At 63.0% G+C, this 21,727-nt stretch carries 18 protein-coding genes; 8 read left to right on the top strand and 10 right to left on the bottom strand.

The genetic code is table 11. From position 1 onward, the window contains the following. The first annotated feature begins 29 nt into the window (after window positions 1-29). Entirely contained in the window at window positions 30-923 is an 894-nt protein-coding gene (locus tag HNO82_RS08140) for a LysR family transcriptional regulator (protein ID WP_175343425.1), read from the top strand. A 74-nt stretch (window positions 924-997) separates the two neighbouring features. Here the strand turns inward: HNO82_RS08140 and mgtA are convergent, their stop codons facing one another. Further along, complete coding sequence (gene mgtA / locus HNO82_RS08145) at window positions 998-3,760, bottom strand: magnesium-translocating P-type ATPase (RefSeq protein ID WP_175343339.1); 2,763 nt, start codon at window positions 3,758-3,760, stop codon at window positions 998-1,000. An 885-nt stretch (window positions 3,761-4,645) separates the two neighbouring features. Here mgtA and HNO82_RS08150 point away from each other — a divergent pair. Then, the gene (locus tag HNO82_RS08150; protein ID WP_008331036.1) at window positions 4,646-4,828 is read left to right on the top strand and encodes a hypothetical protein; all 183 of its coding nucleotides are present in this window, start codon (window positions 4,646-4,648) and stop codon (window positions 4,826-4,828) included. A 337-nt stretch (window positions 4,829-5,165) separates the two neighbouring features. After that, window positions 5,166-6,620 (top strand): D-alanyl-D-alanine carboxypeptidase/D-alanyl-D-alanine endopeptidase, encoded by a 1,455-nt coding sequence (gene dacB, locus HNO82_RS08155; protein ID WP_175343340.1) that lies wholly within the window; start codon window positions 5,166-5,168, stop codon window positions 6,618-6,620. A gap of 117 nt (window positions 6,621-6,737) precedes the next feature. Here the strand turns inward: dacB and HNO82_RS08160 are convergent, their stop codons facing one another. From HNO82_RS08160 to HNO82_RS08170, 3 genes are read right to left on the bottom strand one after another with little or no spacing between them, the layout of a single operon-like run. Beyond that, window positions 6,738-7,271, bottom strand: coding sequence for a TPM domain-containing protein (locus HNO82_RS08160; protein WP_175343341.1), 534 nt, complete (start codon window positions 7,269-7,271; stop codon window positions 6,738-6,740). A 1-nt stretch (window position 7,272) separates the two neighbouring features. Further along, entirely contained in the window at window positions 7,273-8,148 is an 876-nt protein-coding gene (locus HNO82_RS08165; protein ID WP_175343342.1) for a TPM domain-containing protein, read from the bottom strand. A 21-nt stretch (window positions 8,149-8,169) separates the two neighbouring features. After that, window positions 8,170-8,763, bottom strand: coding sequence for a LemA family protein (locus HNO82_RS08170; RefSeq protein ID WP_008331032.1), 594 nt, complete (start codon window positions 8,761-8,763; stop codon window positions 8,170-8,172). A 163-nt stretch (window positions 8,764-8,926) separates the two neighbouring features. On the opposite strand from HNO82_RS08170, the gene pyrF reads away from it, so the two are divergent. Further along, window positions 8,927-9,745 carry an orotidine-5'-phosphate decarboxylase gene (pyrF, locus tag HNO82_RS08175; RefSeq protein WP_175343343.1) on the top strand — a complete coding sequence of 273 codons (819 nt, stop codon included), beginning with the start codon at window positions 8,927-8,929 and terminating at the stop codon, window positions 9,743-9,745. A gap of 73 nt (window positions 9,746-9,818) precedes the next feature. Here the strand turns inward: pyrF and HNO82_RS08180 are convergent, their stop codons facing one another. The 3 genes from HNO82_RS08180 to thiL form a co-directional block, all read right to left on the bottom strand. Then, window positions 9,819-10,301, bottom strand: coding sequence for a CinA family protein (locus tag HNO82_RS08180; protein WP_008331030.1), 483 nt, complete (start codon window positions 10,299-10,301; stop codon window positions 9,819-9,821). Between the two features lie 151 nt (window positions 10,302-10,452). Further along, entirely contained in the window at window positions 10,453-10,995 is a 543-nt protein-coding gene (locus HNO82_RS08185) for a phosphatidylglycerophosphatase A family protein (RefSeq protein WP_034350814.1), read from the bottom strand. Next, window positions 10,992-11,957, bottom strand: coding sequence for a thiamine-phosphate kinase (thiL, locus tag HNO82_RS08190; RefSeq protein WP_175343344.1), 966 nt, complete (start codon window positions 11,955-11,957; stop codon window positions 10,992-10,994). Before thiL ends, HNO82_RS08185 begins: the two co-directional genes overlap by 4 nt. A gap of 402 nt (window positions 11,958-12,359) precedes the next feature. Between thiL and HNO82_RS08195 the strand changes: the two genes are divergently transcribed. The 4 genes from HNO82_RS08195 to HNO82_RS08210 all read left to right on the top strand — a co-directional run bounded on the left by HNO82_RS08195 (window position 12,360) and on the right by HNO82_RS08210 (window position 19,755). Then, window positions 12,360-14,672, top strand: a complete 2,313-nt coding sequence (locus HNO82_RS08195; protein ID WP_034350812.1) for an NADP-dependent malic enzyme — start codon at window positions 12,360-12,362, stop codon at window positions 14,670-14,672. 448 nt (window positions 14,673-15,120) lie between these two features. Next, on the top strand, window positions 15,121-16,503 hold the full coding sequence (locus tag HNO82_RS08200; protein ID WP_008331010.1) for an MFS family transporter: 1,383 nt from the start codon (window positions 15,121-15,123) through the stop codon (window positions 16,501-16,503). 107 nt (window positions 16,504-16,610) lie between these two features. Continuing rightward, entirely contained in the window at window positions 16,611-18,431 is a 1,821-nt protein-coding gene (locus HNO82_RS08205; protein ID WP_175343345.1) for a sensor histidine kinase, read from the top strand. Continuing rightward, entirely contained in the window at window positions 18,424-19,755 is a 1,332-nt protein-coding gene (locus HNO82_RS08210; protein ID WP_175343346.1) for a sigma-54-dependent transcriptional regulator, read from the top strand. The genes HNO82_RS08205 and HNO82_RS08210 overlap by 8 nt, the downstream gene beginning before the upstream one ends. A 102-nt stretch (window positions 19,756-19,857) precedes the next feature. Here HNO82_RS08210 and HNO82_RS08215 read toward each other — a convergent pair whose 3' ends face one another. From HNO82_RS08215 to HNO82_RS08225, 3 genes are read right to left on the bottom strand one after another with little or no spacing between them, the layout of a single operon-like run. Continuing rightward, window positions 19,858-20,523 carry a DUF799 domain-containing protein gene (locus tag HNO82_RS08215; RefSeq protein ID WP_034350810.1) on the bottom strand — a complete coding sequence of 222 codons (666 nt, stop codon included), beginning with the start codon at window positions 20,521-20,523 and terminating at the stop codon, window positions 19,858-19,860. Then, the gene (locus tag HNO82_RS08220) at window positions 20,520-20,891 is read right to left on the bottom strand and encodes a DUF4810 domain-containing protein (RefSeq protein WP_008331002.1); all 372 of its coding nucleotides are present in this window, start codon (window positions 20,889-20,891) and stop codon (window positions 20,520-20,522) included. Before HNO82_RS08220 ends, HNO82_RS08215 begins: the two co-directional genes overlap by 4 nt. A 29-nt stretch (window positions 20,892-20,920) precedes the next feature. Continuing rightward, window positions 20,921-21,589 carry a CsgG/HfaB family protein gene (locus HNO82_RS08225; protein WP_008331000.1) on the bottom strand — a complete coding sequence of 223 codons (669 nt, stop codon included), beginning with the start codon at window positions 21,587-21,589 and terminating at the stop codon, window positions 20,921-20,923. Between the last annotated feature and the right edge of the window lie 138 nt (window positions 21,590-21,727).

The following is a 21,727-nucleotide window of genomic DNA, read 5'->3' on the forward strand; positions in this document are numbered from 1 at the left end:
AGCCTAGCAGCTATACATAAATGAATACCATGGCCGACATCGAACCCAACTGGGAGTGGTACCGCAGTTTCCTCAAGGTCCTGGAAACGGGATCGCTCTCGGCGGCCGGACGCGAGATGGGCCTGACGCAGCCCACCGTGGGTCGCCACATCGAGCAACTGGAAGCGGCACTGGGGCTCAAGCTGTTCGTGCGTTCCTTTGATGGTTTTTCACCTACGGATGCGGCGCTGGAACTGAAGCCCTATGCGGCCGGCATCGCGGCCACCTCTGCCGCGCTGCGCCGGGTCGCCAGCAGTCACGGCAGGGAAGTGCGAGGCACGGTGAGACTGACCGCCAGTGAGGTCATCAGCGTGGAGGTGCTGCCACCCATCCTGGCCGAACTCAAGCATCGTCATCCGGGCCTGTGCATCGAGCTGGTAATGTCGAACCGGGCCGGTGACCTGTTGCAGCGCGAGGCCGATATTGCCGTGCGCATGTTCAAGCCGGCCCAGGATGCGCTGGTGGCCAAGCGGCTGGGCAACATCGAAGTTGGATTGCATGCGCACCAGCGTTACCTGGCGGCGCACGGAGTCCCGCAGTCAATCGCCGCGCTGGCCGGCCATGCGCTCATTGGCTTCGATCAGGAGAATGCCTACGTGCGCAAGGTGCTGGAACAATTCCCCTGGCTCTCGCGCACCGGCCTGGCGTTTCGGGCCGATAGTGATCTGGCGCAACTGGCCGCCATTCGTGCGGGCTTCGGTATCGGTATTTGCCAGGTGGGCGTGGCGGCCAGGGAAGAGGCGCTGGTGCATCTGCTGCCCAGGAAATTCTCGGTCAAGATGGAAACCTGGATCGCCATGCACGAGGATCTGCGCGCCAGTCCGCGTTGTGCCGTGACTTTTGCTGCGTTGGTGGCGGGATTGGGGGCCTATATCCGAGGCTGATGCGCGCCTGCCTTGGTCAAAAAAATGCCTGCTCCGAAGAGCAGGCATTTTCATCTCAAAAGCCAGGGCACATGTCACTGCCACCCATACCGCTTGGCATACCACCCCTTCATCGCCTGGATCAGCACCGCATAAGCGACCAGGATGGCCACCAGCCACGGGAAGTAAGACAGCGGCAGCGCCTCCAGCTTGAAGTAATGCGCCAGCGGCGTCATCGGGATCGCAATGCCGATGGCCATGATGACCAGCGTCATCCCCATCAGCGGCCATGAGGCGCGGCTCTGGAAGAAGGGGATGCGGCGCGTGCGGATCATGTGCACGATCAGCGTCTGCGACAGCAGCCCTTCGATGAACCAGCCGGACTGGAACAGGGTTTGATGTTCCGGCGAGCTGGCACCGAAGACAAACCACATCAGCGCAAAGGTCGTGATGTCGAAGATCGAGCTGATCGGGCCGAAGAAGACCATGAAACGGCCAATGTCACCGGCATCCCAGCGCTGCGGCTTTTCCAGGAATTCCTTGTCGACGTTGTCGAAGGGAATCGAGATCTGCGAGACGTCATACAGCAGGTTCTGCACCAGCAGATGCAAGGGCAGCATCGGCAGGAAAGGCAGGAAGGCGCTGGCAATCAGGACCGAGAAGACATTGCCGAAGTTGGAGCTGGCCGTCATCTTGATGTATTTCAGCATGTTGGCGAAGGTCTTGCGCCCTTCCAGCACGCCTTCTTCCAGCACCATCAGGCTCTTCTCCAGCAGGATCAGGTCGGCCGCTTCCTTGGCGATATCCACGGCCGTATCGACCGAGATGCCGATGTCGGCGGCGCGCAGGGCAGGGGCGTCGTTGATGCCGTCCCCCATGAAACCGACCACATGACCACGATCATGCAGCGCGCGCACGATGCGCTCCTTGTGGGCAGGTGAGAGCTTGGCAAAAACCGTCACCGTCTCCACCGCTTCGGAAAGTTCGGCATCGCTCATCTTTTCCACATACGAACCCAGCAGCATGCCCTTGACCTCCAGCCCGACCTCGCGGCAGATCTTGGCAGTGACCAGCTCATTGTCACCGGTCAGGATCTTTACCTTCACGCCGTGCGTACGCAGTGCGGCCAGAGCGGGCGCAGTCGATTCCTTGGGCGGATCGAGGAAGGCGATGTAACCGATCAGTACCAGGTCCGATTCGTCGGCCAGGCTGTAGACCTCCTTGGTCGGCGGCAGGTCCTTGGCGGCTACCCCGACCACGCGCAGACCTTCGGCGTTCAGGCTGCCGGTGGTGGCACGGATTTCTTCCAGCAGCGCCGGGGTCAGCGGTACCACTTCGCCATTGACGCGGGCGTGCGAGCAGACCGAGACGATCTCTTCCACCGCCCCCTTGCAGATCAGCTCATGGTGATCCTCGCGCTCGGACACCACCACCGACATGCGGCGGCGCTGGAAGTCGAAAGGAATTTCATCGACCTTGCGATAGGCCGAGGCGATGGACATTTCACGTTGCAGCTCGGCGTGCTCCAGCACGGCCACGTCCAACAGGTTCTTCAGGCCGGTCTGGTAATAACTGTTCAGATAGGCGTATTGCAGCACTTCATCATCGGGCTCGCCGTGGATGTCGGTATGACGTTCCAGGAAAATCTTGTCCTGCGTGAGCGTGCCGGTCTTGTCGGTGCACAGCACGTCCATGGCGCCAAAGTTCTGGATGGCGTCCAGCCGCTTGACGATCACCTTCTTGCGCGACAAGGCCACCGCGCCCTTGGCCAGGGTCGAGGTTACGATCATGGGCAGCATCTCGGGCGTCAGGCCCACGGCCACGGAAAGGCCGAACAGGAAAGCCTCGACCCAATCGCCCTTGGTGAAACCATTGATGAAGAACACCACCGGCGTCATCACCAGCATGAAGCGGATCAGCAGCCAGCTGACCTTGTTGACGCCCGCCTGGAAAGCCGTCGGCGTGCGGTCGGTGGCGGTGACGCGCTCAGCCAGCGCGCCAAAATAGGTGCGCTTGCCGGTGGTCAGCACCACGCCCGTGGCCGAGCCGCTGACCACGTTGGTGCCCATGAAGCAGAGGTTGTCCAGTTCCAGCGGGCTGCTGGTGTCGAGATTGCTCGGGGTGACGAATTTTTCTACCGGCAGCGATTCGCCGGTCATCGCGGCCTGGCTCACAAACAGGTCCTTGGCGGCCAAGAGGCGCAGGTCGGCCGGGATCATGTCGCCCGCCGAGAGCAGCACGATGTCGCCTGGCACCAGCTTGTGAATAGGCACTTCGACGCGGCGCGCACCCTTGGGATGCAGGGTCACGTCGAAGTAGCGCTGGGCTTCGGCGGCGATCTCTTCGACCTGGTCGTGGCGCATTACGGTGGCGGTATTGCTGACCATGGCCTTGAGCTTGTCGGCAGCGGTATTGGAACGCGCTTCCTGCACGAAGCGCAGCAGTGTGGAGACCACCACCATGGTGCCGATGACGATGGCGGCCTTCATGTCCTCGGTGTAGAAGGAAACGCCGGCCAGCAGGGTCAAGAGCAGGTTGAACGGATTCTTGTAGCAGTGCCACAGGTGGACATACCAGGTGAGCGGCTTCTCGTGCTCGACTTCGTTGGGGCCGCTGTGTTCGCGGATGGCATCGGCTTCCGATTCGGTCAGTCCATCCAGGCGTGTGTGCAGGCGCTGCAGCAGGGCCCGGGCTTCGGTACGGGAGGCCTCGCTCAACTGCTGGGCCAGGGTTTGCGGGACTTCCTTTGTCACCGGGGCGCTGCGGAACATGTCCATGCCCAGGCGGCGGAAGTGACGGTCCATACCGCGTGCGCGGATGAAGCTGACAAAGGTTTCTTTCAGCAGGTTCAGATTCATGGCGTGCTTCTTTTCTTGTTGGGCCTCGTCCCGGGGACGAAGCGGTGTGCATCGCGTCGGTGCTGCGGCAAAGGCAGACCGGCATCGGGGTCAGCGCCGTCTCCGGCCCCCGTCAGAACGGGCGAGCGGCTGCGGCGCGCTGGGTCTTCGCGTGTTCATGATGGATATGTCTGTCGCATTGCAGCCTCCGCCTGGTTGAGCGGAGCCCCTGTCATCGGCGCCTGATGGCGCAAACAGACGTGCAGCCGCATGGCGGCTGGCCATGCGAAAGGCGCTGCGTCACGATGCGGACGGCGTCAGGCGATCCGGCTGCCGGCTCAAAAAGCCGGCAGGGCGGTCGCGATGCAGCCTGCGTCCTGACGCCGTGTCTGCGGCGGTCGATCGTCGATCTGTCGTTGTGAGGGAATATCGTTGCCGACGGCGCTGCTCAAAATCAGCCTGAAAAGGCCGTGCGCTGCCGACATGAAATGCCGTCATCTGCCTGGTGCAAGATGACGACAGGAAACGTCCTGCTGAAATCCTTGCCTAGGCTTAACCCGGAATTAACCGGCAACAACTGTCACCCGAACAAGTGCCCATGAGAGGGACTCCAGAAAATGAGAACGGGCGAATTCTACGCCCGCGCTGAAAACAGGGTCAAGGCAAATTCAGCCCGGTTGCGGAATATTTGTGCATCTGCAACAAGCGGGAAGGGTAGCTTTCTGCTTCACGATACAGATCGGGCTACTGTAATTCGTTGTCCTGGACGCTGCTGTGCAGCACCGATTCTCGCCCGGTGAGCCTTGTCTTCCATGGTGGTCGGCCTATACTCGAAACGAGGCAAGCCCGAACAGAGTACGCGCAGCAAGCCGCGCCAAACCAATAAACTCGACCAGGAGACGCATCATGCCCAACCTCATCATGAACAATCTTTTGTTCTTCATCCCCATGGCGTTGGCCGGATTGTTGCTATGCGGCGAGGTGCCGGTGGCGTCCCGCGTGGTTCGAACCAGTTTGAGAGCAGTGGGTGCGGTGTTCGGCGCACTGCTCGCCCTCTTAGTACTGGAAGCACTGCCAGTGCTAATTTAGCGGGCTTTCTGCGGCCCGCTTTGCCGCGCGTTGCGGCAGTGGCCGGGGCATCGGCGCAGGCATTTTTCCGAGGAAAGCACGCCTATCATTTCGTCATGCTGATCGCCCCGCCTTGATTTCCCTAGGTCGATGTTTTCACAGTGGTCTCGTGGCGGCCCCGAAAACATCGGCCTTTTTTGCGTCCATCGGCCGGATGGATGAATGTTTGCCGGTCCCTTCCTGATCTTTTCCCGATTTCGCTGTCGATGGCCAGACGGTCCTGCTCACGGCCCGCCGTGTCGGCATGCTTACCCTATAATGCCTGCTCCTGTTCCGCTTCTCATCTTCGTGTTCATCCATGTTGCTTTCGTCCTGCTTCACCCCATCCCGGTCTGCTGCTTCCCGTTTCCTGACTCGTGCCGTCTTCGCCGTGGCCTGCGCCGCCGGCAGCGCTGCGCTGGCGCAGGGCTTGCCGCCAGCGGTGGTGGGCGCGCTGCGCGTGGCGCGCATTGCGCAGAACAGCACCGGCGTGGTCGTGGTCGATGCCGAGACCGGCAAGCGCATGCTGGCGGCCAACAATACGGGGCAGCCCTTCAATCCGGCCTCGGTGATGAAGCTGGTGACTACCGATGCCGCACTCGAAATCCTCGGCCCTACCTTCACCTGGAAGACCCAGGCCTACATCGATGGCACGCTTGCCGGGGGCGTGCTCAATGGCGACCTGATCCTCAAGGGCGGGGGCGATCCCAAGCTGGTGCTGGAAAACTTCTGGCTGTTCCTGCGCCAGTTGCGCGCGCGCGGCATCAAGGACATTCGCGGCAACCTAGTGTTGGATCGCAGCTATTTTGCCGAGTCCAGCTATGATCCGGCGCAGTTCGATGGTGACCCGCAGAAGCCCTACAATGCCGGTCCCGATGCGTTGTTGCTGAACTATCGTACCCAGGCCCTGCGTTTCGAACCGGACGCTGCCAGCGGCCTGGTCAATGTGAGCATGGACCCGCCCATGGCCGGGGTCACCATCACGCCGCCGCGCCTGTCGCAGGAGCCCTGCGGCGACTGGCAGGGCAAGCTCAAGATGAACAACGACGCCAGTGCGGTCAATTTCGCCGGCACCTACAGTGCCGACTGCGGGCCGCGGGTGTGGTATGTCCATCCCTATCGCATGAGCAATGTGCAATATGTCGGTGCGAGTTTTGTCCAGATGTGGGCCGACCTGGGGGGGAGTTTTGCCGGGCGCGTGGTCAACGGCCAGGTCACGCCATCGGCACGGCTGATGGTGGAAGTGCAGTCGCCGCCGCTGCCGGAAGTCATCCGCGACATCAACAAGTACAGCAACAACGTGATGGCGCGTCAGGTGCTGCTGACGCTGGGCGCGGAGATGAGCGGCCAGCCAGGGGATACCACCAATGGCGCGCGTGCGGTGCGCGGCTGGCTGGGCGACAAGGGCATTGATACCGCCGGGCTGGTCATCGAGAATGGTGCCGGTCTGTCGCGCGTGGATCGCGTGACCCCGGCGCTGCTGGCCAGTGTGCTGGTGCAGGCGTATCGCTCGCCGCTGATGCCGGAGTTCGTCTCTTCATTGCCGCTGGTGGGTTACGACGGTACCATGCGCCGTCGCCTGAAGGAGCAAGGTGTCGCCGGACAGGCGCACATCAAGACCGGCACGCTCAATGACGTGAGATCGATCGCAGGCTACGTGCAGGCAGCCTCGGGCAAGACTTATGTGGTGGTGTTCCTGATCAATCACGCTGCGGCGCCGAACGGGCAGCAGGCGCAGGATGCCTTGTTGCAGTGGGTGTACGAGAACGGTTGAACCGGGAGGCGGGCGGAGTCAGTCGCAACTGCCGCCCCGCCATCACCGCCGCCAGGACCATTTTGCCGAAGAAAGCCATAGGAAGTTGGCTGCCAGCGACCGGCCCTGAAGGCGGCGCTACAGCAGCAGGGGTTTGTCGGATAGCTCGTTGGTCGCTTTTCCGCTGCCGTTGTCCCCGCGCGGCAGGACGGATTCCAGCAGGGCGTGCAAGGTGGCCAGCGCCTGCAAGGTACTGGCCTCGTAGTCGCCCTGGGCATAGCCTGAGGTCATCTGCCTGCACACCTGCTGCCACTGCTCGCGCGTGATGCGCGCATTGATGCCGCGATCGGCCACGATCTCGACTTTGCGGTCGGCCAGATTGAGGTAGACCAGCACCCCGCAGTTCTCTTCGGTATCCCAGATGCGGTAATGCGAAAACAATTCGTGTGCGCGCTGCCGGGCGCTTTCACCACGCCGCACCGCGCCCAGCGACAGTGAGGCTTCGACGATCAAGCGCACTTGCGCGCGATGGCGCCGTTCACCTTCCCCGATGCTGGCCTGGATCGCCTTGAGCGTGGACGAGGGGAAGATGCGCCGCGCTGCCGCCCGCGTCATGCGCAGATGACGCAGCAGGCGCGCCGGCAGGGAAGGGGATGCGTTGTTGTGCGCCATGTCACCAGTCTCCCGAGGCACCACCGCCATCGAATGTGCCGCCGCCACCGGAGAATCCCCCGCCCGACGAGCCGCCGAAGCCGCCACCGAATCCACCCCCGCCCGACCGCGAACCGCCCCGTCCGGAACTGGCCTGGCGCAAGGCCTCATCGACCAGGCTGCCGATGATGACGCCAGCCGTGGTGCTGCCGCCGTGTCCCCAGTCATTGTTGTTCAGAACGTTGCGGCTGCTGCGGCGCGACCTGAGCAGTACCGAGAAGAACACCACCAGAAACAGCCCGATCACCAGCAGCGTGATCCAGCTTGCACCATTGTCGATCTGTACCTGTGCGGTGCTGCTCCGATGTTTGACGGGGGGCAGCTGTTCCTGTTCCAGCAGGGTGGTGATGGCCGTCACGCCGGCCGCCAGTCCACCGTAGAAATCGTTCTGGCGGAAGTGCGGGGCGATCACGTCTTGCAGAATGCGTTTGGATTGTGCATCGGTGAGGCTGCCCTGCACCCCGCGTCCGGCTTCGATGCGCAGACGGCGCAGGGACTTGGGATTGTCCTTGGCGACGATCAGGATCACGCCATCGTCAATGCCCTTGCGGCCCAGTTTCCACGCATCGGCCACGCGGATGCTGTATTGCTCGATGGCTTCGGGCGCGGTGGAGGACATCAGCAGCACGCCGATCTGGCTGCCGGTGCGCTGTTCGATGTCGGCCAGCACGCCTTCCAGGGCCTGGCGCTGCTGCGGTTGCAGCAGGTGGACCTGGTCGATCACGCGGGCCGACAACGGCGGTACCGGCACCAGCCCGTCATCGGCGCGGGCCGGGCCGGCCGGCGCGATCCACACCAGCAGCGCGGTCAACAGCCAGGTCAGAAGCAGCTTGCGCATGGCCAATCGCGGCTCCCCGGCTTACTTGCCAAAGTTGACCGTGGGCGCGGTCGAGATGGCTTTTTCGTTTTCTACCGTGAACGAGGGTTTTACTTCATAGCTGAACAGCTTGGCCGTGATGTTGGTGGGGAAACTGCGCGCCAGGATGTTGTAATCCTTCACAGCGGCGATATAGCGCTGACGGGCCACGGTGATGCGGTTCTCGGTGCCTTCGAGCTGGGATTGCAGATCGCGGAAGCTGGTGTCGGCCTTCAACTGCGGGTAGTTCTCGGAGACCGCCATCAGGCGCGACAGGGCCGAGGACAGTTGTCCCTGCACTTCCTGGAACCGGGCAAACGCCTTGGGATCGTTGAGCACCTCCGGGGTGATCTGGAAGCTGGTGGCCGCTGCGCGGGCGCGGGTGACGGCTTCCAGAGTGTCCTTCTCGTGCGAGGCATAGCCCTTGACGGTGTTGACCAGGTTGGGGATCAGGTCGGCGCGGCGCTGGTATTGGTTCACCACTTCGCCCCAGGCGGCCTTGGTTGCCTCGTCCTTGGCCTGGAATTCGTTGTAGCCGCAGCCGGAGAGGGTGAGGGCAGTGATGGCAATGGCCAGCCAGGCGAAGAGTTTTTTCATGTTGTTTTCCTCGTAGCAAAGTGAAGCAAAGGGAGCGCATGAGACCATGGAACCCGCACGAAGTGCCCGATGTTCAGCGAAAACCCCTGAACATCAGTCAAAAATCGAGATCGGGACAGGCCGGCGCGCTACAATAGCGCATCTTTCAGTTAAAGGCATCACCGTGACATTCATCGAGAAACTCAACGCTGCGTGGACTTCGCGCAATTCCCTGCTGTGCGTCGGCCTGGACCCCGACCTGAAGAAATTCCCCGCCGAGCTGCAGGGCAAGCCGGATGCCATCTTCGAATTCTGCCGCGCCATCATCGATGCCACCGCCGAAGCCGCCTGCGCCTTCAAGCCCCAGATCGCCTATTTTGCCGCCCTGGGCGCGGAAGAGCAGCTCGAACGCATCTGCGCCTACCTGCGCAGCAACTACCCGGAGATTCCCCTGGTGCTGGACGCCAAGCGCGGCGACATCGGCGCCACCGCCGAGCAATATGCCCGCGAAGCCTTCGAACGCTATGACGCCGACGTCGTCACGGTCAGCCCCTACATGGGCTGGGACTCGGTCTCGCCCTATCTGGAATGGAAGGATCGCGGCGTCATCGTGCTGTGCCGTACCTCCAACGCCGGTGGTTCCGATCTGCAATTCCTGGAAGTCGATGGCAAGCCGCTCTATCAGCACGTGGCGCGCCTGGTGGCCGAGAAGTGGAATACCAATGGCCAGTGCGGCCTGGTGGTCGGTGCCACCTTCCCGCATGAACTGGCCCAGGTGCGCGCCATCATCGGCGACATGCCGCTGCTGGTGCCCGGCGTGGGTGCGCAGGGGGGCGATGTGGAAGCCACGGTGAAATCCGGGAAGACGGCCTCGGGAACGGGCATGATGATCAATTCTTCACGTGCCATCCTCTACGCCAAGCCGCAAGCCGGCGAGGATTTCGCCGCTGCGGCCCGCCGCGTGGCCATCGAGACGCGTGACGCCATCAATCGATTCCGCTGATTCGCGCAAGCAGATGTGAAGAAAAAGGCGGCGTTCCCAGGGGAGCGCCGCCTTTTTCTTCATGTTCACTGCTTCAGTCTGCCAGAAGCTTCAGCAAGCCCTTGAGCGAATGTTCCACGGTCTGCGCCCGCACCTGCTGGCGGTCGCCCTTGAAGACCAGGCGCTCGGTATAGGTCTTGTCGCCTACGCGCCAGCCGAAGCAGACAGTGCCGACCGGTTTGCCGGGCACGGCGCCACCCGGGCCGGCGATGCCGGTGGTGGAGACGGCTACATCCGAGCTGCTGTTGGCCACGGCCCCTTCGGCCATGGCACCGGCGATTTCCTCGCTGACCGCACCATGCTGGGCGATCAGGGCTTCGGAGATGTCCAGCAACTCATTCTTGGAAGCATTCGAATAGGTGACGAAACCGCAATCGAACCATTCCGAGGATCCGGCGATTTCGGTGATGGCGTGGGCAATGCCGCCGCCGGTACAGGATTCGGCAGTGGCCAGGAGCAGGCCACGGGCTTTGAGGGTGTGGCCTACGCGGGTGGCCAGGTCCAGGGTGCTGTCCATGAGTGTCATCCTCGGCTGTGCCGCAGTCTGCGCCGGGTGGCGGGCGCACTGCGGTCGGTTGATCAACGACGTGCGCGAACTAGCATACTCCGATGTCAGGAAGTGTTGTATCAGACAAGGTCTGATTGTTCACTTCCCGTTACCAATTCCCTCACCAATAAGTGCGCCAGAACGCAAACACCAGCAGCGTATAGAAGGCTGCCACGATGTCATCCCACATCACGCCGAAGCCGCCCTTGAAGCGGCGGTCGAACCAGGCGATCGGCGGCGGCTTGACCATGTCGAAGAAGCGGAACACCAGGAAGGCCGCAAACTGCGTCTTCAAATTGGCCGGCATGACCAGCACCATGACCAGCCAGAAGGCGATGATCTCATCCCACACCATGCTGCCGTCATCAGGCGAGTTCAGTGCCTGGCCGGTGCGATGGCATGCCCAGATGCCGATGATGAAACCGGCCGCAATGATCGCCAGCCAGTTTGCCGCCGTGAAGACATGCGGCCAGCGCGTCGACAGTACCGCATACGACAGCCACGCGAAGAGGGTACCGGCGGTACCCGGCATGATGGGTGAGAGGCCGCTGCCGAAGCCCTGCGCGATCCAGTGCGCCGGATGGGCCAGCATGAAGTGGGGAGTCGCCTTGCGTTTGCGCGGTGACGCCGGAGGCGGCGGGAAGGGCGAAGAAGCTTGGTTCATGAACGGAAATGATCGAAGGAATCCGGTGTGTCCTGCAGCGGCTCACCGGCCGCGTCCAGCAGGCGCAGACCGGCCTGCGCATCGATGTGGCCGATGCGGGTGACGGCGGTGCCGACCGACTGGGCGGCATGGAGAACGGCCTCGCGCTGGCGCACCGGGGCAGTGAAGCAGAGTTCATAATCGTCGCCACCCGACAGGCAGAAGCGGCGGCGCAGATGCAGGTCGCGCTGTTGCAGGGCCGGTCCGGGCGGCAGAGCATCCACATCCAGCGTGGCGCCTACGTGCGAACGGTCGAGGATGTGGCCGAGGTCGCCAGCCAGCCCATCGGAAATATCGATGGCGGCGTGGGCGATGCCACGCAAGGCCAGGCCCAGCGACACCCGCGGGCTTGGTGCGTGCATGCGTGGGGCGGCCTGCTGCAGCGCCTCGCTGTTGATGTCCAATTCCTGGCGGTATCCTGCCAGGGCCAGCCGGGCATCGCCCAGCGTGCCGGAGACCCAGATGTCATCGCCCGCGCGCGCGGCGTCGCGACGCAGCGCCTGTTGCGGCGGGACTTCCCCGAAGACGGTGATGCTGATGGTCAGCGGCCCCTTGGTGGTGTCGCCGCCGATGAGCTCGCAGCCATGTTCATCGGCCAGCGCCAGCATGCCCCGCGAGAACGGTGCCAGCCATTCGGCGCGCGCTTGCGGCAAGGCCAGGGCCAGCGTGAAGGCGATCGGCTGCGCGCCCATGGCGGCCAGGTCGGACAGATTGACGGCCAGGCACTTGTGGCCCAGCAGCAAGGGATCGGCATCGGGGAAGAAGTGGCGGCCCTCTACCAGCATGTCGCTGGAAATGGCCAGCTGCATCCCCGGCGCCGGTGTCATCAGCGCGCAGTCGTCCCCCACGCCGAGCGCCGTGCGGCTGTCGGGGGCGGGTGGGCGGCTGAAATAGCGCGCAATGAGTTCGAATTCGGAAAGCATGGCGCGATTGTAACCAATCCGTCACGGCTTCAGTCGCACAATATCGGCGCGACAGGGGATGTTGCGATGCAGCGCAACTTGGCCTCGCGTCTTGCTGCAGTTGCGTCAGCGCGCAGCGCCGCAAAGCCTAGGGGTTTTCCCCAATACCAGACAGACAGGGGCGGTGGCAGCCTCTCGTGCAGCAAATCAAGCTGCGTGCAACTGCGCACATCAGGCGACAAACGGTCGTCATCTGGCCCCGGAAAGACCATGTTCGCGGTCATCACGGGTTTCGGTCGACCTGCCGCAAAGCCAGTCCGGAAAAGGCTTTGCGCGGGGCAGCATGGGGCGGTCGGCCTATGATTGAGGGCCGACCTCTGCTAGAATCGACCCCCTTCGCAAGTCAACTAGAGAATACAGAGTATGGATTCGATGATCAGTAAGAAAGAAGAAGTGCGTCAGCAACTTCGTCAGGCAGCGCTCGATTACCACGAGTTTCCGACCCCGGGCAAGATCGCGGTCACGCCCACCAAGCTGCTGACCAACCAGCGTGATCTCTCCCTCGCGTATTCTCCGGGCGTGGCTGCGGCCTGCGAAGAAATCGTCGCCGACCCGCTCAACGCCTTCCGCTATACCGCCCGTGGCAACCTGGTGGCCGTCATCACCAACGGTACCGCCGTGCTGGGCCTGGGCAACATCGGTGCGCTGGCGTCCAAGCCAGTCATGGAAGGCAAGGGCGTGCTGTTCAAGAAGTTCGCCGGCATCGACGTCTTCGACATCGAAATCAACGAAACCGACCCGGACAAGCTGATCGACGTGATCGCGGCCCTGGAGCCGACCTTCGGCGGCATCAACCTGGAAGACATCAAGGCGCCCGAATGCTTCTACATCGAGCGCAAGCTGCGCGAGAAGATGAAGATCCCGGTCTTCCACGATGACCAGCACGGTACCGCCATCATCGTCGGCGCCGCCATCCTCAACGGCCTGAAGGTCGTTGGCAAGGACATCAAGGACGTCAAGCTGGTGGTCTCCGGCGCCGGTGCGGCCGCGCTGGCCTGCCTGGACCTGATCGTCGACCTCGGCTTCCCGATCGAGAACATCTTCGTTACCGACCTGGCCGGCGTGGTCTACAAGGGCCGCAAGGAACTGATGGACCCGGACAAGGAACGTTTCGCCCGCGAAACCGACGCCCGCACCCTGGCCGAAGTGATTCCGGATGCAGACATCTTCCTGGGCCTGTCCGCCGCCGGCGTGTTGAAGCCCGAGATGGTCAAGCAGATGGCCGCCCGTCCGCTGGTGCTGGCCCTGGCCAACCCGACCCCGGAAATCCTGCCCGAAGAAGTGATGGCCGTGCGTGACGACGCCATCATCGCCACCGGCCGTTCGGATTATCCGAACCAGGTCAACAACGTGCTGTGCTTCCCCTACATCTTCCGCGGTGCGCTCGACTCCGGCGCCACCACCATCACCCGCGAGATGGAGATCGCCACCGTCCACGCCATCGCCGAGCTGGCCCAGGCCGAGCAGTCCGATATCGTGGCCTCGACCTATGGCATCGCCAACCTGTCCTTCGGTCCGGAATACATCATTCCCAAGCCTTTCGACCCGCGCCTGATGATCAAGATCGCGCCGGCCGTGGCCCGTGCCGCCGAGAGCTCGGGCGTGGCCGCCCGTCCGATTCAGGACATGGATGCCTACATCGAGAAGCTGGAACAGTTCGTCTACCACAGCGGTACCTTCATGCGTCCGATCTTCCAGGTCGCCAAGAAGGCCGCCGAGGCCAAGAAGCGCATCGTCTACGCCGAAGGCGAAGAAGAGCGCGTGCTGCGCGCGGTGCAGGTGATCGTCGATGAAAACCTGGCCAAGCCCATCCTGGTGGGCCGTCCGGAAGTGCTGGAACAGCGCATCAAGAAGTTCGGCCTGCGCCTGCGTGCCGGTACCGACTTCGAGGTCATCAACCCCAATTTCGACAACCGCTACCGCGACTACTGGCAGACCTTCCTGGAAATGTCGCGCCGCAAGGGCGTCACCGAGCAATACGCCAAGCTGGAAATGCGCCGCCGTCACACCCTGATCGGTTCCATGGCCATTCACAAGGGCGATGCCGACGGTCTCATCTGCGGTACCTACGGCACCACCCAACTGCACCTGCACTACATCGATCAGGTGCTGGGCAAGCGTGAAGGCGTCAACGTCTATGCGGCGATGAATGCGGTGATCCTGCCCAATCGCCAGCTGGTGATGGTCGATACCCACGTCAACGAGAACCCCAACGCCCGCGAGCTGGCCGAAATCACCATGCTGGCCGCCGAGGAAATGCGTCGCTTCGGCCTGCATCCGCGTGCGGCGCTGCTGTCGCATTCGAACTTCGGTTCCAGCAACAGCGAATCGGCTCGCAAGATGCGCGACGCCCTGGCCATCCTGCGCGAAATCGCGCCGGACCTGGAAGTCGATGGCGAAATGCACGGCGATACCGCGCTCGATTCCAAGCTGCTCAACGCCGTGATTCCGGACTCGCCCTTGAAGGGCGACGCCAACCTGCTGGTCATGCCCAATATCGACGCCGCCAACATCGCCTACAACCTGCTCAAGACGGCATCGGGCAACGGCGTGGCCATTGGCCCCATCCTGCTGGGTTGCGCCAAGCCGGTCCACATCCTGACCGCGTCGGCGACGGTGCGCCGCATCATCAACATGACCGCCCTGTGCGTCATGGATGCCCTGTCGGAGCGCTGATCGCAGCGTCAGTCCACGGCTCAAGCCGGCTCAGCAAGACCGTGAAAGCGGCGCATGTCGAAAGACATGCGCCGCTTTTCATTGGGCCCGGGCGAGCGTGGCACCAGCCGATGGTTTGGATGGATTTCCGCACATGTCGCGCAGCAGCATTCCGGGAATCCGCACCGGGTTTGCGGAGCTGTTTGGATTGGATTAAATAAAATCGTTTGAAATCAATGGCTTGCGATTTTTTTGCCGTGTTTTTCATGCTGGCACGAAGCCTGCAATATGAAGCTCAAAACAAAAAAGCAAACACGGAGACAGACACCTGATGCGCTCTCTGCATCGTCTTCACGCGCCTGGTCCTGCTGGCCTCTGCGTTATGCCTTGTTCCGGTTCCATCAAAGCAAGATGACCCGCCGCAGGTCCTGTCCGCCGGACCGGACTGTGGCCATCACAGGAGATATCCATGAGTGTCACCCCGCAAAGCCATGCGCAAACCACGCCCTTGAGCGCTGCTGAATACCGCAAGCGCATCTTCGCCATCCTCGGCGCCTCTTCCGGCAACCTGGTGGAATGGTTCGACTTCTACGTCTATTCCTTCTGTGCGATCTATTTCGCACCGGCCTTCTTCCCCAAGGGCGATCCGACCACCCAGTTGTTGAATACCGCCGGCGTGTTCGCGGCCGGTTTCCTGATGCGTCCCATCGGCGGCTGGCTGTTCGGTCGCATCGCCGACAAGCATGGCCGCAAGACCTCCATGCTGATCTCGGTACTGATGATGTGCGGCGGCTCGCTGGCCGTGGCCGTCCTGCCGACCTATGCCACCATCGGTGCCTGGGCGCCGGCGCTGCTGCTCTTGGCGCGCCTGTTCCAGGGCCTGTCGGTGGGCGGTGAATATGGCACCTCGGCGACCTACATGAGTGAAGTGGCGCCCAATGGCCGCCGTGGCTTCTTCGCCTCCTTCCAGTACGTGACGCTCATCGGTGGCCAGCTGCTGGCCGTGCTGGTGCTGTTCGCCATGCAGCAGTGGCTGACCAAGGCCGAGCTGATGGCCTGGGGCTGGCGCATTCCCTTCGTGCTGGGCGCGGTCGGTGCGCTGGTGGCGATGTATCTGCGCAGCTCGCTGGCCGAGACCTCTTCGGCCGGTGCCCGCAAGAAGAAGGAAGCCGGTACCCTCAAGGGCTTGCTGCAGCACAAGCGCGCCTTCCTGAACGTGGTGGGCTTCACCGCCGGCGGCTCGCTGATGTTCTACACCTTCACCACCTACATGCAGAAGTATCTGGTCAACACCGCCGGCATGGACCCGAAGATGGCCAATGGTGTCATGACCGGCGCGCTGTTCGTCTACATGATCCTGCAACCGATCTTCGGTGCCCTCTCCGACAAGATCGGCCGCCGCAACTCCATGCTGTGCTTCGCCTTCTTCGGCATGATCGGTACCTTCCCCATCCTGCACTTCCTGAAAGACGTCAGCAGCCCCGGCGTGGCCATGGCGCTGGCGATTCTGGCGCTGACCATCGTCAGCTTCTACACCTCCATCAGCGGCCTGATCAAGGCCGAGATGTTCCCGCCGGAAGTGCGCGCCCTGGGCGTGGGCCTGTCTTATGCGGTGGGCAATGCCATCTTCGGCGGTTCGGCCGAATTCGTGGCGCTGTCGCTGAAGTCGGCGGGGGTGGAATCGGCCTTCTACTGGTACGTCAGTGCACTGTGCCTGGTGGCGCTGATCATCAGCCTGCGCATGCCGGATCCGCAACGTGACGGTCACCTCAAGGGCGATGTCTCCATGAACCCGGACGACGAGCACGGCGACGCCGCTGCCGCTGCCGGCAAGCTGCACAAGCCGGCCTGATCGTGCCCGCCGTTGCGCCACTGCCTGCGGTGGCGCGCGGCGCGTTATGATGATGCCTTCAACGCGGCGCCCTGCGGGGCGCCGCGCTGTTTTCTTCCGTTCTCTTCATGCGCGCACGACGAAATCTGCTGATCCTGACTCTGTTCCTGGCGGCCACCCTGCTGGTCTGCGGGTTGACCTATCGCGTGGCGCTGGGCCGGGCCGAGAGCGACCAGCAGGCCCTGGCCGCCGCGCAGTTGCAGATTGCCGCGCTGGATCTGGAATCGATCCTGCAGAAATATGAAGCCTTGCCCTTTGCGCTGGGCTTCCAGTCCGATGTGCGCCAGGTCTTGCAGCATCCCGAGGATGCGCTGTCGGTGGACCGCCTCAATCGCGCCTTCAAGACCATCCAGCAACAGTCGCGTGCGGTCAATATCTTCATGCTCAACCGTCACGGCGTGACGCTGGCCTCCAGCAACTGGGATGAGGAATTCAGTTATGTCGGGCGCGACTTCGGTTTCCGCCCCTACTTCCGCGAAGCCATCCAGGGGCGGGCTGGGCGCTTCTACGGCATCGGCAACATCTCCAGCGAACCGGGCTACTTCATCGCCCAGCCGATCTTTCGGCGCCAGGATCAGGCCGAGGGCGACCTGCCCATCGGCGTGATGGTGGTCAAGGTGGACCTGGCGGAGTTTGAGCATACCTGGCGCAGCAGCAATGATCCGATCACGCTCACTGATGCCGGCGGCGTGGTGTTTCTGAGCAATCGTCCCGAATGGAAGTACCACAGCCTGCAAGCCCTGAGCGCACCGGTGCAGCGCGAGCTGGCGGGCACCCACCAGTATGCGGACCTGCCCATCACGCCGGTGACGACCCTGCCGCCGGCCTTGCAGCGCGGATTCGGCATGCACGTGTCGCGCCCGGTGGGGCGGCTGGGATGGAAGTTGATGCTGTTTCCGTCAAAGGCACGCATGCAGCGGTCCGCGATGCAGTCGACCATGGCGGCGGCACTGTTGATGCTGGCGCTGGCCATCTCGCTCTTGGCCTGGTACCAGCACCGGCGCCGCTTGCAGGAACGACTGGCCTCGCGCAACGCCCTGCGCCGTGCTGCCGAGGAACTGGACCAGAAGATCGCCCAGCGTACCGGGGAACTGACCGCGGCCAACCAGGCCATCGCGGCCAAGTACGCCAAGCTGCAGCAGACCGAGAGCCTGTTGCGCACTACCCAGGACGAGCTGGTGCAGGCCGGCAAGCTGGCCATGCTGGGCCAGATGGCGGCGGGCATGACGCATGAACTGAACCAGCCTTTGGCGGCCATCCGAGCCTTTGCCGACAACTCGGTGAAATTCCTGGCGCGGGGTCAGACCGCCCAGGTGGCCGAGAACCTGGAACACATCAGCCATGCCAGTGTCAGCATGGGCAAGATCATCGGCCAGTTGAAGGGGTTTGCGCGCAAGAGCGGCCAGGCCGTGGCGGTGGTCGACCTGCGCCAGGCCGTGGAGACCTCGGTACGGCTGCTTTCCAGCGACTTCCAGAAGCAGGAAGTGGAAACCCGCATCGACATGCCGCTGACCGTGCAGGTGACCGGAGACGCGGTGCGCACCGAGCAGGTCATCGTCAATCTCTTGCGCAATGCCCTCGATGCGGTCGAGGAGGCGCCCCGCAAGTGTGTCTGCGTGATGCTGGAGGTCGATACGGCACGCCAGCAGGCAGTGCTGCGCATTCGCGATTCCGGCGCGGGCATTGCCGACGAGGTCGTGCCGCATCTGTTCGAGCCCTTCTTCACGACCAAGTCGTCGAGCAAGGGGCTGGGCTTGGGACTGGCGATTTCGTCCTCCATCGTGCAGGCCATGAACGGTCAACTGAGTGCGCATAATCATGAACAAGGCGGCGCGGAATTCGTGGTGCGCCTGCCCCTGCTGAAGACGGAGAATGGATCTGATGGATAAACACGCCGCTGCCCCCAGCGCCCTGCTGATCGAAGATGAACAGGCGGTGCGCCGCGCCACGGCCCAGGCACTGGAGCTGGAGGGCTTTACGGTGAGCGCCTGCGCCAGCGCCGAAGAGGCCCTGCCGCTGCTGACCCGCGATTTCCCGGGCGTGCTGGTGACCGATGTACGCCTGCCTGGCTGGTCCGGTTTGCAGGTGCTGACCCATGTCATGCAGATCGATCCGGACCTGCCGGTGATCGTCGTGACCGGTCATGGCGATGTCAGCATGGCGGTGGAGGCCATGCGTGCCGGGGCCTATGACTTCGTGGAGAAGCCCTTCGGTTCGGACAGTCTGCTCGAGATCGCCCTGCGCGCCCAGGAGAAGCGCAGTCTGGTCCTGGAAAACCGCCGCCTGCGCGAGGCCTGGGCGCACGACCCGGAGCTGCCGCCGCTGGTGGGCCAGTCACCTGCCATCGAGCGGGTGCGTACGCTCATCCGCAGCCTCGGTCCGGCCGATGTGGATGTGCTCATCAATGGCCAGACCGGCAGCGGCAAGGAAGTGGTGGCGCGCCAGCTGCATGCCGCCAGTGCCCGCAAGGGCCCCTTCGTGGCGCTGAACTGCGGGGCCTTGCCGGAAACGGTGTTCGAGAGCGAGATCTTCGGTCATGAGGCCGGGGCCTTCACTGGTGCCCAGAAGCGCCGCATCGGCAAGCTGGAATATGCGCATGGCGGCACGCTCTTCCTCGATGAAATCGAGAGCATGCCGCTGGCGTTGCAGGTCAAGCTCTTGCGCGTGCTGCAGGAGCGGCGCCTGGAACGCTTGGGCGGCAACGAGTCCGTGGCCATTGATTGCCGGGTGGTGGCGGCCAGCAAGGTCGATCTGCTCAAGCTCTCCGCCGAGGGACAGTTCCGTGAAGACCTGTATTACCGTATCGGCGTGGTTTCCATCGACCTGCCGGCCTTGAACCAGCGTGGCAGTGATATCCCGCTGTTGCTGGCGCATTTCTGCCAGGCGGCCGCGATGCGCTACCGGCGAGAGATACCGGCCTGGACGGCGGCGCAGATGCAGCAATGGCAGCAGCGCGAATGGCCGGGCAATGTGCGCGAACTGCGCAACTTTGCCGACCGCTGGGTATTGGGAGTGGAACAGATCGCTGCCGTGGGGGGCTCGGCGTCCTTGACGCTGTCCCTGCCGGAACAGGTGGAGCAATTCGAGGCCGGGATGATCGCCACGGCGCTCAGGGAGAGCGAGGGCAGTGTCGCGCAGGCCGCGGAGCGGCTGGGCATCCCGAAGAAGACGCTTTACGACAAGATCCGCAAATATCAGCTGGCGTCCGCTTGAGACTGCTACGTACGTAAAAAACGCCGCTGCGGTGATGCTGCGCAGCGGCGTCATTGCCCTCTGCAGGACTTGCTTGCGCAAGCGCTGCGAGGGGCTTTGGACTCAGTCCTTCTGGTACTGCGGTGAACGCGGACCATACAACAGTCCGTTGGTGCTGCCCGCGCGCAGCAGGCGGTTGCTGGTGACGCTGGCCATCTTGTAGCTGGCATCGGTGGTGGTGCTGATGATCTGGTTGACCACGGCCGAGATCAGCATGCCCAACAGGCCATTGTTCTGGTTCTGGCGCTGCTCCGCGCTGGAGGCGCTGGCCGAGCCCTGCCACAGCGTCTTGCCCGAACGCAGGTCGACCAGCTTGGCATCGGCGGCCACCACCGTATCGCTCTGCACCACCTTGTAGGAGGTGCCGTAGTCGGTGATGTTGATGTACAGCGCAGCGTCGGCACCGAAGATGTCATGCAGCTTCTTGACCGGCACCTCGTGGATGTCGGCGGCGTTGGCCAGGCCGTTCTGCTTGAAGGTCTCCGCCGCCAGGGAGACCGGGATCACGTAGTAACCCGATTCCGCCAAGGGTAGCGTGGCCTGCGCGAGCATGCCGTAGGGAGCGATGACTTCGGAAGAGCTGTTCATCGGTGGCAGCACCAGGATCGAGGCCGGACGCGCCGCCTTGAATTCGGCGTAGTCATACGGTTGCTGTTTGTGGGTGGCGCAGCCCGAGGCCAGCAGGACCAGCAGCAGGGCGCCCAGTGCCTTGAATTTGTTGATCATCATTTGCTCAGTCCCTTCTTGTAGTTGCGCATCAGGAAGTCCATATACGGTGCCGATTCCGGGAACAGCGCCTTTTCGGTCTGCAGTTCCTGGACCAGTTGGTCTTCCTTGCCGATGGAGGCATACAGCATGCCCAGGTGGGCGTGGTAGCCCGGCGGCACGGCCTCGTTGTTGGCGCGCATCTTCTGCAGGTTTTCTTCCAGCGCGGCGATCTCGGCTTCATTGCCGTTGCCTTCCGTCTTGAAGTGTTCGTACAGCTGGTCCTGATAATTGCCCCAGCCGTAGAGGGACTTCTGCTGGTGTTTGGCGCAGCCGGAGAGGGCCAGCGCCAGGCCGAGGGCGAACCCGGCAGCGAGCTTCTTGTTCATCATGGTCGGTCTCTTGCGTTCGTGTTGGGGAGTCAGGGCTTCCATGCGCCGGAATCGATGCCGGTGACCAGGTTCTGCACCGCTTCGCGGATGGCCAGGTCGAGTACCTTGCCATTGAGCGTGGAGTCATAGCTGGCGGTGCCGCCGAAGCCGATGATCTCGCGGTTGTCCAGGCTGTATTCGCCTGCGCCCTGCGACGAGTACACCACCTGCGAGGTGTTCACGTCCACGATGTTCAGGTTGACCTTGGCATAGGCCACCTGTGACTTGCCACGACCGAGAATGCCAAACAGCTGGCGATCGCCGGTTTCCTTGCGGCCGAACTCGGTGACATCACCGGTGACCACGTAGTTGGCGCCCTTGAGGGACTGGGTCTGCTTGTTCAGCTTGGCTTCCTGGGCCAGTTCGCCCATGTTGTCGCGGTCCATCACGGAGAAGCGGTTGCTCTGCTGCAGATGGGTGATCAGGATGGTTTTGGCCTGTCCGCCCAGACGGTCCACGCCATCCGAGAAGATGCCGCGCAGATAGCTGGAGCGGTTATCGAACTTGCCGACGGCGATCGGGCTGCGCGCCCCCTGGTACACCTGCTTGGCGCTGGCCACCTGGGCCACCGGCAGACTGCGTGAATTCTCTGTGGCGCAACCCCCGAGCGCCGTTGCCATGGCGACTGCCGCCACGGTCGTGACATACCTGCTGAACATAGTTGTTTCCCCGAATTGTTGATATCGACAAGGGCAGCCCAACTGCCCTTCAAACACCTCGAAAGCGCCCGTGCCTTGCACACCAGCGAGTTTCGATCCGGCAATTTTATCAGCGGACAGGAGCAAAATCTGTAGTAA

The organism is Herbaspirillum sp. C9C3 (genome assembly GCF_013359625.1).
Lineage (GTDB): Bacteria > Pseudomonadota > Gammaproteobacteria > Burkholderiales > Burkholderiaceae_D > Herbaspirillum.